Below are 16,718 nucleotides of genomic sequence, written 5' to 3' on the forward strand. Positions count from 1 at the left end.
CGGCGGGCCTTTTTTCTTAGGCGGCGTTGGCGGCGGACAGGCTAAGCGGCGGAGACTGATCCAGCCGCTCCATCAGATAGGCCAGATCGTCGCGCAGCACCGCCGGACGCTGGGTCAGGAACCGCTCCAGCATCTGATCGCGGAAATAGGCGCTCGACGTATCGATCCCCTCCGCCGCCAGCGCACGCCAGGTGTCGACGCCCGCGCGGAAGGCCTGGAACAGGCGCGGCGGCAAACCCGCGCGATCATAGATGGCCTTCAGCCCCAGCGGACCGGCGTCATGCACCATCAGCCAGGCGCGGTGATGCGGCGTGTTGGCCAATTCGGCCAGCCCATATTCGAACATCGCCATCTGACCCCGCGCCAGTCCGCGCAGCAGCAGCGATGCGTTCAGGACGCGACGGGCATTGAGCTGGGCCATGAAGGCCGCCAGATCGGCGCTGACGCTGGCCTGATCGACCAGATCGACCGTCATCCGCTCACGAGAGTATTGAGCCAGACGGATCGCGGTTTCCGGCGCCACGGCGTGGTGGCTGATCAGATGTTCGCGCACCGCCTCGCTGGCCAGTTGGATCAACCGTTCGGTCACATGCAGCGGCAGGACCTGGCGATAGGCCACGGCGGTAACGACTTCAGGCGCTTCGGCGAAACGATCGACGACGGTCGCCAGCGCCCCTTCGGACAGGTCGGCGTTGTCGTTCGCTGCCAAGGTGCGAACCGACTGCTCGCATCCTTCGGCCGCCAGCACCGTCGCGACATCGCGCGACACCCGCGCCCGTCCAGCTACGGCGACCTGACGTACGACCGATCCGGCGCGCACGATCTCGATCAGATCCTCGTCGCTGAAAGCCGGCGACGAGGCGATGATCGGCAGGGCGATGCTGTCCAGATCGCCGGCCAGTTTGCGGGCCACGTCGTTGGGAATCAGATCGGACGCCTTCAGCGTGACAGCCATAGCGCGACGCACCAGTTCGGCGGCGTCATTGGCCAGCAGACGCAGGATTTTCTGCGCCGCCGCCCGGTCGTCCTCATTCAATTCCGCGCGCTCCATATTGCGGCACAGCTTATGCGCCGCCTCGGCCCGCTCATCGTCGTCCGTCGCCTTGATCAGGCGTCGAATGTCCACTTCTGTCAGGCGGGCGCGGAAGGCGGTCATGAACGGCTCGTGATGGAATCGGACGTTGATCCCAGAATGAGACTGCCATGCTTAATGGGCGGTTTACCATCGGTTGCAATGCAACGACTCAGAGCCTGATCGCTTTTTGACGAACCGCTGCGCGGTTCGGCCTAAGCGTGAATCAGGCTCTTGCTTTGATCTGGAGCCTGATTCACGGCATCAGCGAAGTCGCGAAGCGACTTCCCCTCTACCGATCAGGCTCTAGGTCGATTCCTTGCCAGTTGGCGAGAAAGCGCCGCCGAAGCCGCTGCTTGACGACCCATCTTGGCCGAGCAGCAAAGCCAGTAGACCTTGATCCTGCTTCAGCCGATCCAGACGCGCGGCCAGCATCTGGTCCTTGTCGCTCAGATTCGGCACGGCGTATTTCGTCTCGCCGGCTCCAGCGGCGGGTGCGCCCTCGCCGGCCGTGCGCTGAAGATTGGCGTGGACCTCGGCGACCGTGGCGGCGCGTCCATTGCGATAGAAGATGCTGCGATTGGCCCGTGCAGCGTCGGGGAACAGGGCTGCGGCGCTGCCGCCCGGATTGCGATCCATCGCCTCCATCAAACCGGCGGCGCCCGCCGGCCCGAGGAAATGAGCCGCATACAGATCGCCTGCGCCGGGTTCCTTGCCCGTGCGTCCGCGCAGATAGGCGGCGTTGGACGCCGTCAACTCAGCCGCCATGGTCGAGGCCGCATGGGGATCGAACCGCAGGTCCAGCACGACGTTGCGCGCCGAACCCTCGACGCGCCAACGTCCGTCCGACCCGCGATGGATCAGGTCGGCGTACTGGCCGTAGCCGTGCTGGGCCCCATGCTGCTTGACCGTGCCCAGCCAGGTCTGCTCGATGAATTGAAACAGCCCAGCGGCCGACGAGGTCGGGGCCTTGGCGGACGGGTTCATCGCGCTCTCGCGCCGCGCGGTCTTGACCAGGAAGTCATAGTCCACGCCAACGGCGTTCGACGCGCGCCGGATGGCCGCCTCTACTCCGCCTGTCGATGGAATCGCTCCGATACCCATGTGCGAAGGGTCGGCGAACGTAGTTAACTAACTCTTAATTCTTAACGGCGGCATTAACGCCTCGACCTTCGTCGAACGGGAAAACTTCGCCGTAAAGCCGCCACAACCTGCGCGCTCAACTTCCAGTTACGGGCGCTGCGGGGGCGGTGAACGAGGGAGTGACGTTATGATGATCCGTGCTGCCGGTGGTCCCGGCTTGATCAGCCCGATCGACTTCGGGGAACGCAAGAAACCCATCCCGCGCTGGATGCTGGGCGCCATCGGCGTCTCGGTGGTCCTGCACGTTGCGGCGGGGGTGGTGCTTTATAATCAACGGTTCGAATTGAGCGGGATTGCCGATCAGCCAGTGGTCGATGATACGCCTTTCATCGTCACAATGAGTTCGCCTCCCAAGCCTAAGCCCTTACCGACACCCGCGACGGCGGCACCGCCTACGCCGATCCACAAGCCCGCGCTGCCTGTACCCAAGGGAATGCCCGCGATCGCGTTGACGCCACCCGACAGCACGGCCGACACGGCGCCGCCCGGACAAGTGATCGTCAGCACCGCATCCACCGGCGTCGAAGGCGGCACGGCGACGGTCGAGACGCCGCCGCGTCCGCCGTCGGTGATCAACAACCCCACTTGGGCCAGCCGGCCGTCGGCGGCCCAGATGGCGCGCGCCTATCCGAGCCGCGCCGCAGAGAACGGCACGCCAGGGTCCGCCAGCCTCAGCTGCGTGGTGCGGGTCGATGGCGGTCTGATCGGCTGTCGCGTCGTGGGCGAAACGCCCAGCGGCCAAGGCTTCGGCCGCGCCGCACAGAGCCTGACGCGTGACTTCCGCATGAACCCGCGCACCGTGGACGGCCGGCCTGTCGACGGCGCGACCGTCAACTTCACCGTTCGGTTTGCGATGGAGAGCTAGAACCGACCAGGGTCGAGGGCGCGGGCGTGCGGCGACGCCGTCCGCCCCTCGATCGCATCGGCGACCACTGCGCCGACCAAGGGCCCCAGCAGCCAGCCGTTTCGACGCGGCGCCAAGGCCAAAAACAAGCCCTCTTCACCAGGCGCCGCGCCCGCGAGCGGCAGGCCATCCGCCGTCGCGCCCCGGATGCCGACGCCCCATTCGATCGCCAGCGGTTTGGGCGACCGACCCAGCATGGCCCAAGCCGCTTGGGTCAGGCGTTCGGACGCCTCGGCATCCGGCGCCGTATCCCGCCGCCCCGGCTCCATTGTTGCTCCGATGACCGCGCCAGAGGCCATTGGCGCGACATAGGCGCCCGGTCCGCGCACAACATGATCGACAAGATGTGCGGCTGCGACGCCGATCTGTCCGCGGATCGGCTGGATCTCCTCGATCAATCGGCGCGCGACATCGGGCAGACCCGCAATGGCGTCACCGGCCCCGGTGGCCAGCACGACCGCCTCCGCATCCAGCCACTGATCGCCGACTTCGAGCCGCCAGCCGCCATCGGTGCGGGCGATCGTCGTCACCGTCCCCGCCACGACAGCCTTGCCCAGCGCCTGCCTAAGCGCGGCCAGAGCCTGTGCAGGATCGACCTGATAATCCTCTTCTGTCGTGACGGAGTCGCCCTCGCGCCATGCGTCGAAGCCCAGCGCGCGCAGTCTCGCTTCCATCCCTTTCACGTCGCCGCCTCGCCATTCGGCCGGTCGACGCGCCAGAGCGATGCCGGCCGCCGTCGCGAACTGGAGCCACAGGTCACGGCCCGCCCGAAACAGTTGGGCGCGTTCCGGCGATACGTCATCGATAGCTGATTCCATCGCCGGGGCGATCATCCCCGCAGCGACCAAGGAGGCGTTCACCTCGCCGGGATCCACCACCAACACCGCCCGGCCGCGCCGATGCAGTTCAAACGCCGTGCAGAGGCCCAGCACGCCAGCGCCGACGATCACGATAGGAGAGGAAGACGTCACGGGCCGTCTGATCGACCCGTGACGCCCCTATTGCAAGATGGCTTTCGCCTATTCCGCCGCCATCGAGGCCGCGCCGGCGTCGTCAAGACGCGCGACCAGGGCCGCGTGCTGGTTCCACAGGGCGGTCGGCAATCGATCGCCGAACTGGCGATAGAAGTCGGGGATCAGCGCCGTCTCTTCGGCCCAGACGCCCGCATCCACGTCCAACAGGGTCGACAATTGCGCCGGCGTCAGGTCCAGGCCTGACAAGTCCAATGCGACGATGGACGGCACGCGCCCGACCGCCGTATCGACCGCCTCGGCGTCGCCGTCGATGCGCTCGCTGATCCATTTCAAAACACGAACGTTGTCGCCGAAACCGGGCCAGACGAAGCGGCCGTCCTGATCCTTTCTGAACCAGTTGACGAAGAAGATGCGCGGCAGTTTCGAGGCGTCTCGCCCCTGGCCCATCTTCAGCCAGTGGGCGAAATAGTCGCCCATGTTGTAGCCGCAGAACGGCAGCATGGCGAAGGGATCACGGCGCAGTTCGCCGACCTTGTTCTCGGCCGCCGCCGTGCCTTCGGACGCCACGGTCGAGCCCATGAAGACGCCGTGCTCCCAATCGAAGGCTTCGGTCACCAGCGGCACAGCGCTGGCGCGACGACCGCCGAACAGGATGGCGTCGATCGGCACGCCCCTGGGATCTTCCCACTCCGGCGCGATGGCCGGGCATTGACTTGCGGGCGCCGCGAAACGGGCGTTGGGGTGGGCGGCGGGTTCGCCGGACGCCGGATCGTGCGGCTGTCCCTTCCAGTTCGTCAGGCCCTCAGGCGCCTGTTTCGTCAGCCCCTCCCACCACACGTCGCCATCGTTGGTCAGGGCGGTGTTGGTGAAGATGGTGTTGGAGGCCAAGGTCTCCAGCGCATTGTGGTTGGTGTTGCGGCTGGTGCCCGGCGCGACGCCGAAGAAGCCGGCCTCGGGATTGACCGCATACAGTCGCCCGTCGTCGCCGAACCGCATCCAGGCGATATCGTCGCCGATGGTCTCAGCCTTCCAGCCCGGCAGGCTGGGCTGCAGCATGGCCAGGTTGGTCTTGCCGCACGCGCTGGGGAAGGCGGCGGCGACGTATTTCGCCCGGCCCTTCGGATCCGTCAGCTTCAGGATCAGCATGTGCTCGGCCAGCCACCCCTCGTCGCGAGCCATGATCGAGGCGATGCGGAGGGCGTAGCATTTCTTGCCCAACAGGGCGTTGCCGCCATAGCCCGAACCATAGGACCAGATTTCCCGCGTCTCGGGGAAATGAACGATCCACTTGTCGTCGTTGCACGGCCAGGCCACGTCCGCCTGACCGTCGGCCAGCGGCGCGCCCAGCGTATGGACGGCCGGCACGAAGACGCCCGTTTCGCCCAACTGATCCAGCGCCGGCTTACCCATGCGGGTCATCACGCCCATCGACAGGGCGACATAGCCGCTGTCGGTGATCTCGACGCCCAGGGCGCTGATTTCCGACCCCAGCGGGCCCATGCAGAACGGGACGACATACATCGTCCGCCCGGCCATGCAGCCGTCGAACAGACCATCCAGACGCGCGCGCATCTCGATCGGGTCGGCCCAGTTGTTGGTCGGGCCGGCGTCAGCCTCGTCGTCCGAGCAGATGAACGTCCGGCTCTCGACGCGCGCCACGTCGCGGGGATCGGAGGCGGCGTAGTAGCAGCCCGGCCGCTTGGTCTGATCCAGCGCCTTCAGCGTGCCCTTCGCCAGAAGGTCGGCGGTGATGGCCTCTTTCTCGGCTTCGGAGCCGTCGCACCAGTGGACCTTGGCGGGTTTGGTCAGGGCGGCGATCTGCTCGACCCAGGCGATCAGCCCGGCATGGGCGGTGGGCGCCTGGCGCAAGCCGGGCGTCGAAGAATTGGACAAGGACGTCTCCTGAGCAAAAAGAGCCCGGCGATCTGACGCCGCCATGACCCGACAACAAAACGATCACGCACTGTTACAGGCGGAATGCGCCGTCTGTTCCGCCGCGTCAAACCGCGCACGAAAGCGCCGATGTCCACCGGTGTCTCGGGCAAAAGATCGCGGGTGCGATCGCGGCGTCAGACGGGTAGAAGGGCTTGTGCAAACACTGGATCCGCTCACTGTCCTGCCTGACGGCGCGCTCACTTCGCCCGCCGCGCGTCGAAACGCCGAGGCGATTCTTCGCGTGCTCCATGCCCATCTGCCGGCGCGTGGATCGGTGCTCGAGATCGCGTCCGGATCGGGCGAGCACGCAGCCGCCTTCGCCGCCGCCCTGCCGGATCTGGACTGGACCCCCAGCGACCCCAGCGATCAGGCCCGCGAAAGTATCGCCGCCTGGAGCCGCCAGCTCGATCTGTCGAACCTGAAGCTGCCGTTGGCGCTCGACGCAGGCGATCCTCCGACATGGCCGTCCGACACGTTTGACGCCCTGTATTGTGCGAACATGACGCACATCAGCCCCTGGTCGGCGACCGAGGGGCTGATGGATTTGGCCGGTCGGGTCTTGAGACGCCCCGGCGGCCTGCTGGCGCTTTATGGCCCCTACCGCGAGGCCGAGGTTCCGCTGGCGGAATCTAACGCGGCCTTCGACGCCAGCCTGAAGGCGCGAAACGTGGAATGGGGTCTGCGTGATCGCGAAGCGGTCCAGGCCCTGGCCCGCTCGCATGGCCTTGCGGCCACGCTGCGGGTTCAGATGCCGGCGAACAACCTCATCCTGCTGTTCCGCGCCGTCTGATCAGACGATCGCGCCGACCAGCTTGGACAGCTCGGCCCGCTCGTTCAGGAGGGTCACTCCCCCATCCTTGAACACCGCGCCCTCGGCCTGGGCTGACACCCCGAAGCTCTCGGCCGACAGCGTGACGCCGTCGGCGAAGGCGATCACCGTCAGGCCGTTGGCCCGCGCTAGGTCGATCAGCGACCGTACGGCCGTTAACGACGCATCATCCGTCGAACCGCCCGGAACGACCAGACCCTTCAGGCGGCCTTCGACGATGTCCTTGGCTGTAGCGGTGGCCAGCACGGTCACGCCGCCGACGATCAGGCTGGCGTCGCCCGTCGACATCGGCGCAAGACCCACGCCTTCGGCCCGCAACGCGCCCTCCACGTCGCCCAACTCGCCAAACGCCATGTCACGCCGCATCACCAGCCCCATGCGCAGACGGGTGGGAACAGGACGGTTGTAACCGGTGCGACGGGGGCCTGCGGAGGATTTGTTTTGAGCGAACAAGACGTCTCCTTGAGATGTTTCAATACTGATCCAGATCCGACAAGCGACGCTGTCGGACCAACCACGCCGATGACCAGAAAAAAGAAAATCGACGGGTCCGACGCGTGTCGTCCCGCACTCTGGATCATTTGTGGAATGCCGTCAGATATAGTGATGATCCCGTCCGGATCAACCTGCCAGTTTGAACAGACTGGCCGTGCTGATCCTGAAAACGGCGACCCGCTTGCTCGCAATCCCGCCCGGCTCTAGACAGCCGCATCGACTGGACGACAGAATCGCATGGCCTTCACCCGCACCTATGACGGCGACGAACCCGTTCGCGTGAACAAGTGGCTGGGCCAGACGGGCGTCTGTTCGCGGCGCGAGGCCGATACCCTGATCGCCAATGGTCTGGTCTCCATCGATGGCGAGACGATCAGCGACGCCGGCCGAAAGATTCAACCGGGCGAAACCCTGACCCTGAATGACACCGCCCAGGCGGCCTTGGCGATGGGCATGACCCTGGTGCTGCACAAGCCGGTCGGTTACGTCTCGGGCCAGCCCGATCCCGGCAAGATTCCGGCCGTGCGACTGCTGAAGACGCCCAATCGTATCGGCGAGGGCGAGACGCCTGCCCGCGACGCTTCCCTGCCCCCCATCGGTCGGCTGGACGAAGATTCGCGCGGCCTGCTGCTGCTGTCGTCCGACGGCGTCGTCGCCAAGGCGGTGATCGGCCCGACGTCCGAGTTGGACAAGGAATATCTGGTCGTTGTCGAAGGCCAGATCACCGAAGGCAAGCTCAGCAAGCTGCGCCACGGCCTGTCTCTGAACGACAAGCCGCTAAAGCCCGCCCGCGTCACCCAGATCGAACCGCAACGCCTTCGCTTCGTCCTGACCGAGGGCAAGTATCGCCAGATCCGCCGCATGTGCGAACTGGTCGGTCTGGAAGTCGTGGATCTTTATCGCATCCGCATCGGCCCGCTGGAACTGGGCGACCTCCCCGAGGGTCGCTGGCGTCACCTGACCGATCAGGAACGCGCGATGCTCATTGCCGCCTCGACGACGCCGCCCGCGCTCTAATCGAGCGCCTTAATCAAGCGCTCTAAACCACCGGTCCAGCAGCTGGGCCTCCGCCCGGCGCGCCTCGGTGCGTTCGGCGGCCTCGGCGTCCACGCCCCACTGTTCTTCCTGAAACAGCTCGTCGATCCGCGACAGGTCGAACGCCGCCCCGCCATCCAACGCCCCCTGCTCCACCGCCAAGGCCAGTACAGCCGACCCCAACAGCGGCACGGCCGTCGCCAGACCGGTCAGGCGGAAATCGTCCAGCGACAGGGCATACGCTTTCACCTTTGCGATGGCGTCAGGGGACTGCTGCCGATGCACGATGCCTTCAACCGGCTCCAGCACCACACCCATCTCGCGCGCGGCCCAATCGCGCCACGGACCCCACTCCCGCGCCTGCCGTTCGACCAGCGGCGTCGGATGCTCAGCCAGATAGCAGACCACGTCCGATCCGGCATAGGCGGCAATCTCGTCCGCCACCGCATCGCGCGCCTGACCGATCCGGTCGATCGCGGTCGAGGCCAAGCGCGTCGCCGGCATGGTCGACGGATCCAGAAACTGCCCTTGCGCCGCCCATTCGTCGGCGACCAACTGCGCCGCAGCCTGTGTCGGCAAGACCAGCGCCGCCTTGTCCGGCGTCTTCGGCGTGCGCCCATCCAGCAACACGGCCCAGCCCCCGTCCGCATGCGGCCCCACTGTCGCTTCGGTCCAGAAACGGGAGATGCGATCCGGCGATTGTTCGACGAAACGCGGGCGATGCGGGGCGGGTTGATCGGTCATGAGAACGTCCGTTGAAATCAGGCCGGCACGACGTCGAACGCCAGCGTCAGACGCGACGCCTCGCCGCCGAACGGCTGGGTGCCATGCCACATATAGGAAGGAAACAGCACCAAAGTGCCGGGGTGGGGCTGCACGTAGTGTTCTGCCGCCAAGCTTGGCAGGCCGGGCGGCGCGCCGAACCGCAACCAGCCCTCGCGCCCCTCGCCCTGCACCGCCGGCGGCAGTTCGATATGGCAGGCCGAGGACAGCCAGCCGTTCGAATGGATATGGTCGGCGTGAAACCCGTTCGGCCTCAACCGCACCGACCAACTGCCCTGGATGCGATAGTCGCCCGTATTGCGCGCTCGCAGTGGATCGTCGCCACGGCCCAGCGCCGCCATATAGTCGCGGATCGGCTTGTCGATGGCCTGGAAGAAGGCGCGAATGGCCGGATCGTCGCTCTGGGCCAGGGAAGCGGTGGTCTGCGAACCCCCGCGCAGCGACTGGCCCACCGGATGGGTCTTCAAAGTGTGCAGATCGTGCAACGCCTTCGCCAGATCGACCAGATAGGCCTCCAGCGACGCCCAGCCGTCTGGCGCCTGCAGCCGATACGGGCGCACGAAGGCGTCGTAGTCGTACATACGGCCGTAGCGATCGTCGCCCAGCATCCGCCAAGCCGTCGCCTGAAACGCCAGGACGTGCTGGTTCAGCGGCTCGCGCGCCCTAAGAGCTTCAATCGGGACCAGCGCCGCCTCGGCCTCGCCCAACGCCAGCAGACATTCGGCCTGGGTCACCATGATCGCCGGGACCTCGCCGCCGGCCAGCGCCGCCGCCCGGTTCGCATGATCTAGCGCGCGACGGGGATCCCACGTCAGACACGCCTGCGCCGCCGCCAGTTCCCCCGGCCCATCCAGCGGCCCGGCAACCAAGGTGTGATAGGCCCGCTCGCCGTGCCCTGCATATTCTAGCAGCTTCGCCTTGATCTGGCGCAGCAAAGGCGTCGCCGGCGATACGACGATGGCGGCGTCCAGCGGCGCGCAGGCGCCCTCCAGATCGGCATCCCGCATCCAGATCAACTGGCTCAAATCCCGCAGCGCATCGCCATAACCGGGTCGCCGCAGTAATGCCTGACGATAGGCGTCCTCGGCCTCGTCGAACCGGCTTTGCGCTTGCAACGCCCGCGCCAGCACCAGCCAGGTTTCGGGCGCATCGCCGCCGATCGACATGGCGGTGCGACACGCAACCTCCGCCTCGGCCGCCCGCCCGAGATCGCCGAGGGTGGACGCCAGATTATGCCATGCGGGCATGCTCTGGGGGCGAACCTTGACGAGGCGCTGCGACAGCGCCGCACTCTCGTCCAGACGTCCGGCCCGCTTCATCAGATCGGCCTGAACCGACAGCGCCTGCCACGGCGCATCGGACTGCTGCGCCACCGGCGCCAGCATATCCAAGGCGGCGTTCAGCCGCCCGTCGGCGGCCAGAGCCTTGGCCCCTTCGACCCTCGCCTGCCAAACCTGCGCCTGGCGGCCAGACGTCACCGGATTCTCTTCACGCCCAGGAAGGGATCGTCGTCGGCCTCGTCCTCGGAGAAGCCGAAGTGGGCGAAGCCGGCTTTCATCTCGGGGCTCAAGGGGGCGGTGACCTTGAGAACGCCGCCGCGCGGGTGGTCCAGTTCGATGCTGCGGGCGTGGAGTTGCAGCTTCAGGGGGCCCGACAGTTCGCGCGATTTCTCGTCGCCGTATTTCGGATCGCCCAGAATGGGATGGCCGATCCCCGCCATATGGGCGCGCAGCTGGTGCGTCCGTCCGGTGAAGGGGCGCAGCGCCATCCAGGCCGCCCGGTGCGAGGCGCGGCTGATGGTGCTGAACGCTGTCTCGGCCGGTTCGGCGCGCGGGTCCTTGCGCTCGGCCGGACGCATCATCTCAAAATCATTGATGCCGGTCTTCTTCAGCGGCATGTCGATCTGGCCCGAATAGGGTTTCGGATTGCCGATGACGATGGCCCAATAGGTCTTCTTGGCCTGCCGTCGCGCGAAGGCGCCCGCCAGCCGCTTGGCCGCCTCCGGCCCCTTGCCCAGCAGCAGGACGCCCGAGGTGTCGCGGTCCAACCGGTGAACCAGGCGCGGTCGCTCCAATCCCTCGCCCCAGGCCGACAGCAGACGATCGACGTGACGGCTCGTCTTGGTCCCGCCCTGCACCGCCAGGCCATGCGGCTTGTTCAAGGCGATGACCATGTCATCTTCATACAGCACCAACGACCTGGCGAAGGCGATGTCACGTTCTGACAGGGTGTGCGCGTCGCCCGCCTGGCGAGAGGTGTCGTCGGGGATCGGCGGCACGCGCACGGCGGCGCCGGCGGTCAGCCGCCCTTCGGGCTTGATGCGGGCGCCGTCCACGCGGATCTGACCGCTGCGGGCCATCTTCTGCACCTGGATGTTGGACAGGTGCGGCCAGCGACGCCGGAACCAGCGATCCAGCCGGATGCCGTCCTCGTCCTCGGCGACATAGATCGTCAGGACTTCGCGCTTGGGCGCGTCGGCTGCAGGCGGCTGGTCGGTCAACCGGGAACTCCAAAGGCGCGGCGCGCGACCATCAGGCCGACGAACAGGGCCGCGATGGCCAGAACCACCGAGCCGATCAAATACGCGGCGGCCAGGCCGATCTGGCGGCGCTCGATCATCTGCACCGCTTCCAGCGAATAGGACGAAAAGGTCGTGAAACCGCCCAATACGCCCACGGCGGCGAACAGGCGCACCATCTCCTGCTGCGCCCCGCCCCGGAACGCCAGCCAGCCGACGAGCACACCCATCAGCAGGCCGCCGGAGACATTGGCGGCGAAGGTGCCAACGGGCCAGCCGGCATTGGGGGCAAGCCGCCCGGCGGCGAGGCCAAGGCCATAGCGCGCCATGGAGCCGATGGCCCCACCTGCCGCAACAAGAAGAAAACGTGTCATCGTGCGGCGATATATACGCCGCCCGCGCCGAAAGCGATGGTCAGCGCGGGATGGAGCTCTGCACCGAACGTGCGTCATAGGCGTTCGGACGATCGGGCTTCTGGCCGCGTCCCAGAACCACTTCCAACGTCGTCGAGGTCGGCTGCGGTCCGCTGAAATTCAGACCAACGCCCACGCCGACGCCAGACGCCGAATAGCCGCCATATCGGCTGCTGCCGCCGCCGATGGAGACGCTCGGGCTGACGCCGCCTGCGCCACCCGGCCGACCATCGGTCCAGCTCTGCGTCACCTCGAACCAGTCGTAGCCTTGTTCGGTAGTCAGGTCGGCGGCGCGCACCAGCGCCCAATTGGCGACACGGCCCGCAGCGCCGACGCCGTTGTAGGTGACACGGTAGCGGTTGGATTCAATCCGCTGCTCGGAATACCCCTGCCCGTTCGGCCCCATCTGTGCGCCATAGGGCGCCAAGCTGGCGCAGGCGGTCAGGGCCAGGGCGGAAAGACCGGTCAGGGCGAGGGCGAGACGCTTCATCAGAGGTATCCTTTCAACGACATAGCGCCAAAACGCGCACGTCGTTCCCAGAAGCGCCCGCGCCCTAAAGACCCAGCGCCGTCCTCAGCGTCGCGAAATCCTCGGGCGGCGGCGCTTCGACCGTCGTCGTCCCGCCCTCGGGATGCGGAAAAGTCAGTTTGGCGGCATGCAGCATCAGGCGCGGCGCCGGCCCGACCGGCGTCGTCAGGGCGCCGCCGTAGCGCACGTCCCCGATCAACGGCCGACCGATATGGGTCATGTGCACACGCAGCTGGTGCATCCGCCCGGTCAGCGGCTCCAGCTCGACCACGGCCCCTTCAGGTCCTGCAGCCAAGGTCCGATAGCGGCTCTGCGACCCTTGTGCGCCCGGCGCGTCAAAGGCGACGACCCGCATATAGCTCTCGCGCCCGATCTCCTCGCGGCGCAACGGCGCGTCTATGGTGGCCGCCTTGGGCTCAGGCGCGGCCGACAGCAGGGCCAGATACTGTTTCCTGAACCGCCGCATCTGCAACGCCTTGCCCAGAAAACTCGCCGCCGGCTTGGTCTTGGCCGCCAGAATCACGCCCGAGGTGTCGCGATCCAGCCGATGCACCAGCTCCGGCCGCTTGCCGTTCGACCGCGCGAACGCCCACAGCAGGTCGTCCAACGTATGCGCCTTGATCCGCCCGCCCTGACTGGACAGGCCGGACGGTTTCGAGAAGGCGATAACGTGCGCATCCTCGTGGATCACCCACGACCTGACGGCGGCGATTTCGTCTTGGGACAGGGCGACGGGTTGGCGTTCGGACATCGGGCGCTTCTAGAGGTCAGTCGCCTGACCCGTCCACCGCGATCCGCGCGCGCATCTCGGCCCAGCGTTCCAGCCGCGCCTTGACCTTCTCCTCGTGCCCCTCGCCCTTCGGCTTGTAGAAGGTGCGACGGTCCATCTCGTCGGGGAAGAAGTTCGCGCCCGAGAAGCCCTCGGGCGTGTCGGGGTCGTATTGGTAGCCCTTGCCGTACCCCAGCGACTTCATCAGCTTGGTCGGGGCGTTGCGGATATGGGCGGGCGGCATCAGCGAGCCCGTCTCATAGGCCGCCTTCTTGGCCGCCTTGAACGCCTCATAGACACCGACCGACTTGGGCGCCGTGGCCAGGTGGACCACCGCCTGCGCCAGGGCCAACTCGCCCTCGGGACTGCCCAGGAAGTCGTAGGTGTCCTTGGCTGCATTGGCGACCAGGATTGACAGCGGATCGGCCTCGCCGATGTCCTCAACCGCCATCCGCACGATCCGCCGCGCCAGATAAAGCGGATCCTCCCCCCCGTTCAGCATGCGCGCCAGCCAATACAGCGCCGCGTCAGGGTCGGAGCCCCGAACCGATTTATGCAGGGCGGATATGAGGTTGTAGTGTTCTTCTCGGCTCTTGTCGTAGGCGGGCGCCCGGCGTTGCAGCACGCCCGCCAGCCCCTGCACGTCCAACTTCTCGCCCTCAGGCAGGTCGAACAGCACCTCCGACATGGTCAGCAAATACCGCCCGTCGCCGTCGGCCAGGGCCAGCATCGCCTGCCGCGCTTCCGGCGTCAGCGGCAGGGTCCGGTCCATATGCGTCTCGGCCCGGCTCAGCAGCTGATCCAATGCTGCATCGTCCAGCCGCTTCAGCACATAGACCTGACTGCGCGACAGTAGGGCGCCGTTCAGCTCGAAGCTGGGGTTCTCGGTCGTGGCCCCGACCAGGGTCACCACGCCGGCCTCGACGAAGGGCAAAAAGCCGTCCTGCTGGGCGCGGTTGAAGCGGTGAATTTCGTCCACGAACAGCAGCGTGCTCTGTCCCGCCGCACGCCGCATCCGCGCCGCCTCGAACGCCTTCTTCAGATCGGCGACGCCCGAAAACACCGCGCTGATCGCCTGATACTCATAGCCCGCGGCTTGGGCCAGCAGGCGCGCGATCGTGGTCTTGCCCGTCCCCGGCGGTCCCCACAGGATCATCGACCCCAACCGCCCGGCCTCGATCATGCGCCGGATCGGCCCGCCTGGCCCCAGCAGATGATCCTGCCCCACCACCTCCTCCAGCGTGCGCGGACGCAGGCGGTCGGCAAGAGGGGCGTCGGGGGGCAGAATGCCGGAGGCTTCGAACAGGTCGCTCATGGGTGCGACCTATGTAGGCGTTCGCCAAAGGCTTTTCACGCGTTAGTATGGCGAACCGCCACGGAGACCGCCCCATGACCGACGCCAATCCGAACCAGGGTCCGACTTCTGGCGTGACGCCGCACCTGACCATCCCGTCGCGCGGCGCTTCTGCGGCGATCGATTTCTACATCATCGCCTTCGGGGCCGAGGTGTTGGACCGCCGTCTCGCCGACGACGGCGAGCGACTGGTGCACGCCCACCTGAGGATCAACGGCGCCAGCGTCATGTTGAACGACGAGTTTCCGGAATACGGCGGCTCGCAGGATGTCCGCCCAGCCGGCGTCACCCTGCATCTTCAGGTCGCCGATCCCGACGCCTGGTGGACGCGCGCCATGACCGTCGGCGGCGCGGAACCTGTGCTGGACATGGCCGATCAGTTCTGGGGCGACCGCTACGGCGTCCTGCGCGACCCCTTCGGCCACACCTGGTCGATCGGCGGGCCGACGAAGGCGTGACGACCTATCTCAGCACGCCGCGGATCTGACGGCCGCCACGATTGACGACGACCTCCCACGGGCCTCGACCCGAACTGGCGGCCTCCACATCGCGGGCCGAGCCGATGGCGCGGCCATTGATGCTGACGATCAGGTCGTTCTGGCGGAAGCCCGCGCGCGCCGCATAGCCGCGGCCGGACACGCCGGTCACGATGACGCCCGTCGCGAACGGATCGCCGCCCAGCCGGTCCGCCAGAGCGGGGCTAAGCGCCACGACCTCGGCGCCGGCGAAGGGGCCGGACTGGATCGTCACCCCCTGCTTTGGATCGGCGTCGCCCGGCAGGGTCTGCACCCGTGCCGTCACGGTCTGCGCCCGACCGTCGCGCAGGATGGCGACCTGCACCTGATCGTTCGGATTGCGCGAACCGACGCGGTAGTTCAGTCCGTTCTGGTCGTTGATCTCCTGACCATCGACGGCGGTGATGACGTCGCCCTGACGAATGCCGGCGCGCGCGGCCGGACCGTTTGCGTAGACGTCGGTGACGACCAGCCCCTGCGGTCGGCTCAGGCCCAGGCTGCCGGCGATGTCGCCGGTGACCGTATCGCCCTTCACGCCCAGCCACGGCCGAACCACAGCCGTCGCGCCGCCCAGCGCGCTGTCGACGACCCGCTTGACCATGGCCGCCGGCACCGCGAACCCGACCCCGGCCGAGGAGCCCGAGCGCGAGAAGATGGCGGTGTTGATGCCGATCAGGTCGCCATCCATGTCCACCAGCGCCCCGCCCGAGTTGCCGGGATTGATGGCCGCATCGGTCTGGATGAAGGAGCCGCTGTCGGAAATGCCGGTCTCGGTCCGGTTCAGGGCCGAAATGATGCCGTTCGTCACCGTCTGACCCACGCCGAACGGATTGCCGATGGCCAGGACCAGATCGCCGGCCTGCTGCTCTTCCTGATCGTCGATGGCCAGGACCGGCAGGCGGTCGCTGACGTTCTCCAGCCTCAGCACGGCGATATCGCTGCGCTCGTCGGCCAGGATGACGGTGGCGGGAAACTCGCGCCGATCGTTCAGCACGACCTTGATCTGCTGGGCGCCGTCGATGACGTGGTTGTTGGTCACCACGATCCCGTCAGAGCGGACGATGACGCCGGAACCCACGGATTCCGCCACCCGCGCCTGGGGAATGCCGCCGCCGAAGAATTGGAAGAAGGGATCGGCCTGCACCCGCTGCACGCTACGTGCCGAGATATTGACCACGGCCGGCGCGGCGGATCGCACCACGGGCGCAAAACTGGACTTCATTCCCGCCGCATCGGCCGGGGCGGTGCGCGTCGGCTGGGCGAACTCGCCCTCCTGCGCCTTGGAGTTCGAGGGATTGCCGCACGCCGACAAGGCGAAGGCGGCGGCGAGCACGATCGATCGGGTCTTCATGGGCATCCGAGAAAGTCAGGCTTCAAGCGACGCCATTCCGCACCCGGTTTCGGGCCGGATCAAGGCGTGTGCGCGGCATCAACGGAAAAGCGGGACAGC

General features: G+C 67.0%; 17 protein-coding genes. 4 read left to right on the top strand and 13 right to left on the bottom strand.

The genetic code is table 11. The features are described from left to right. Positions 1-16 precede the first annotated feature (16 nt). Both LG306_RS12965 and LG306_RS12970 read right to left on the bottom strand, forming a co-directional pair. A complete protein-coding gene (locus tag LG306_RS12965; protein WP_404415174.1) occupies positions 17-1,156 on the bottom strand; it encodes a DUF2336 domain-containing protein in 1,140 nt (379 codons plus the stop codon). A gap of 222 nt (positions 1,157-1,378) precedes the next feature. After that, positions 1,379-2,176, bottom strand: coding sequence for a transglycosylase SLT domain-containing protein (locus LG306_RS12970; protein WP_404415177.1), 798 nt, complete (start codon positions 2,174-2,176; stop codon positions 1,379-1,381). Between the two features lie 166 nt (positions 2,177-2,342). Between LG306_RS12970 and LG306_RS12975 the strand changes: the two genes are divergently transcribed. Further along, entirely contained in the window at positions 2,343-3,080 is a 738-nt protein-coding gene (locus LG306_RS12975; protein WP_404415180.1) for a TonB family protein, read from the top strand. Here LG306_RS12975 and LG306_RS12980 read toward each other — a convergent pair. After that, positions 3,077-4,090 carry an NAD(P)/FAD-dependent oxidoreductase gene (locus LG306_RS12980; protein ID WP_404415182.1) on the bottom strand — a complete coding sequence of 338 codons (1,014 nt, stop codon included), beginning with the start codon at positions 4,088-4,090 and terminating at the stop codon, positions 3,077-3,079. The genes LG306_RS12975 and LG306_RS12980 overlap by 4 nt on opposite strands. A 48-nt stretch (positions 4,091-4,138) precedes the next feature. Beyond that, positions 4,139-5,986 (bottom strand): phosphoenolpyruvate carboxykinase (GTP), encoded by a 1,848-nt coding sequence (locus LG306_RS12985; protein ID WP_404415185.1) that lies wholly within the window; start codon positions 5,984-5,986, stop codon positions 4,139-4,141. Between the two features lie 196 nt (positions 5,987-6,182). On the opposite strand from LG306_RS12985, the gene LG306_RS12990 reads away from it, so the two are divergent. Next, positions 6,183-6,818, top strand: a complete 636-nt coding sequence (locus LG306_RS12990; RefSeq protein WP_404415188.1) for a DUF938 domain-containing protein — start codon at positions 6,183-6,185, stop codon at positions 6,816-6,818. On the opposite strand, the gene LG306_RS12995 is transcribed toward LG306_RS12990, so the two are convergent. After that, positions 6,819-7,310, bottom strand: a complete 492-nt coding sequence (locus LG306_RS12995; protein WP_404415191.1) for a hypothetical protein — start codon at positions 7,308-7,310, stop codon at positions 6,819-6,821. It abuts the gene before it with no gap. 279 nt (positions 7,311-7,589) lie between these two features. On the opposite strand from LG306_RS12995, the gene LG306_RS13000 reads away from it, so the two are divergent. Further along, complete coding sequence (locus tag LG306_RS13000) at positions 7,590-8,369, top strand: pseudouridine synthase (RefSeq protein ID WP_404415194.1); 780 nt, start codon at positions 7,590-7,592, stop codon at positions 8,367-8,369. Positions 8,370-8,378: 9 nt separating this feature from the next. Here the strand turns inward: LG306_RS13000 and LG306_RS13005 are convergent, their stop codons facing one another. The 7 genes from LG306_RS13005 to LG306_RS13035 form a co-directional block, all read right to left on the bottom strand. Then, positions 8,379-9,131 carry an ATP12 family chaperone protein gene (locus LG306_RS13005; protein WP_404415197.1) on the bottom strand — a complete coding sequence of 251 codons (753 nt, stop codon included), beginning with the start codon at positions 9,129-9,131 and terminating at the stop codon, positions 8,379-8,381. A 17-nt stretch (positions 9,132-9,148) separates the two neighbouring features. Further along, complete coding sequence (locus tag LG306_RS13010; RefSeq protein WP_404415200.1) at positions 9,149-10,648, bottom strand: putative 2OG-Fe(II) oxygenase; 1,500 nt, start codon at positions 10,646-10,648, stop codon at positions 9,149-9,151. After that, positions 10,645-11,670, bottom strand: coding sequence for an RluA family pseudouridine synthase (locus LG306_RS13015; RefSeq protein WP_404415203.1), 1,026 nt, complete (start codon positions 11,668-11,670; stop codon positions 10,645-10,647). The genes LG306_RS13010 and LG306_RS13015 overlap by 4 nt, the downstream gene beginning before the upstream one ends. Beyond that, positions 11,667-12,062 carry a fluoride efflux transporter CrcB gene (gene crcB / locus LG306_RS13020; protein WP_404415206.1) on the bottom strand — a complete coding sequence of 132 codons (396 nt, stop codon included), beginning with the start codon at positions 12,060-12,062 and terminating at the stop codon, positions 11,667-11,669. Before crcB ends, LG306_RS13015 begins: the two co-directional genes overlap by 4 nt. Before the next feature lie 40 nt (positions 12,063-12,102). After that, a complete protein-coding gene (locus LG306_RS13025; protein ID WP_112861725.1) occupies positions 12,103-12,591 on the bottom strand; it encodes a CC0125/CC1285 family lipoprotein in 489 nt (162 codons plus the stop codon). A gap of 64 nt (positions 12,592-12,655) precedes the next feature. After that, positions 12,656-13,381 (bottom strand): RluA family pseudouridine synthase, encoded by a 726-nt coding sequence (locus LG306_RS13030; RefSeq protein WP_404415210.1) that lies wholly within the window; start codon positions 13,379-13,381, stop codon positions 12,656-12,658. 16 nt (positions 13,382-13,397) lie between these two features. Continuing rightward, positions 13,398-14,714, bottom strand: coding sequence for a replication-associated recombination protein A (locus LG306_RS13035; protein WP_404415213.1), 1,317 nt, complete (start codon positions 14,712-14,714; stop codon positions 13,398-13,400). A gap of 74 nt (positions 14,715-14,788) precedes the next feature. Between LG306_RS13035 and LG306_RS13040 the strand changes: the two genes are divergently transcribed. Next, positions 14,789-15,211, top strand: a complete 423-nt coding sequence (locus tag LG306_RS13040; RefSeq protein ID WP_404415216.1) for a VOC family protein — start codon at positions 14,789-14,791, stop codon at positions 15,209-15,211. A 4-nt stretch (positions 15,212-15,215) separates the two neighbouring features. On the opposite strand, the gene LG306_RS13045 is transcribed toward LG306_RS13040, so the two are convergent. Further along, complete coding sequence (locus tag LG306_RS13045; RefSeq protein ID WP_404415219.1) at positions 15,216-16,619, bottom strand: Do family serine endopeptidase; 1,404 nt, start codon at positions 16,617-16,619, stop codon at positions 15,216-15,218. Positions 16,620-16,718: the final 99 nt, after the last annotated feature.

This window comes from Brevundimonas vesicularis (assembly GCF_044807075.1).
Classification (GTDB): domain Bacteria; phylum Pseudomonadota; class Alphaproteobacteria; order Caulobacterales; family Caulobacteraceae; genus Brevundimonas; species Brevundimonas vesicularis_G.

Excerpts from the sequence above, each read along its gene's own strand:
- LG306_RS12965 (WP_404415174.1), bottom strand. The coding sequence starts at position 1,156 with ATGACCGCCTTCCGCGCCCGCCTGACAGAAGTGGACATTCGACGCCTG.
- LG306_RS12970 (WP_404415177.1), bottom strand. The coding sequence starts at position 2,176 with ATGGGTATCGGAGCGATTCCATCGACAGGCGGAGTAGAGGCGGCCATC.
- LG306_RS12975 (WP_404415180.1), top strand. The coding sequence starts at position 2,343 with ATGATGATCCGTGCTGCCGGTGGTCCCGGCTTGATCAGCCCGATCGAC.
- LG306_RS13000 (WP_404415194.1), top strand. The coding sequence starts at position 7,590 with ATGGCCTTCACCCGCACCTATGACGGCGACGAACCCGTTCGCGTGAAC.
- LG306_RS13005 (WP_404415197.1), bottom strand. The coding sequence starts at position 9,131 with ATGACCGATCAACCCGCCCCGCATCGCCCGCGTTTCGTCGAACAATCG.
- crcB (WP_404415206.1), bottom strand. The coding sequence starts at position 12,062 with ATGACACGTTTTCTTCTTGTTGCGGCAGGTGGGGCCATCGGCTCCATG.
- LG306_RS13025 (WP_112861725.1), bottom strand. The coding sequence starts at position 12,591 with ATGAAGCGTCTCGCCCTCGCCCTGACCGGTCTTTCCGCCCTGGCCCTG.
- LG306_RS13030 (WP_404415210.1), bottom strand. The coding sequence starts at position 13,381 with ATGTCCGAACGCCAACCCGTCGCCCTGTCCCAAGACGAAATCGCCGCC.
- LG306_RS13035 (WP_404415213.1), bottom strand. The coding sequence starts at position 14,714 with ATGAGCGACCTGTTCGAAGCCTCCGGCATTCTGCCCCCCGACGCCCCT.
- LG306_RS13040 (WP_404415216.1), top strand. The coding sequence starts at position 14,789 with ATGACCGACGCCAATCCGAACCAGGGTCCGACTTCTGGCGTGACGCCG.
- LG306_RS13045 (WP_404415219.1), bottom strand. The coding sequence starts at position 16,619 with ATGAAGACCCGATCGATCGTGCTCGCCGCCGCCTTCGCCTTGTCGGCG.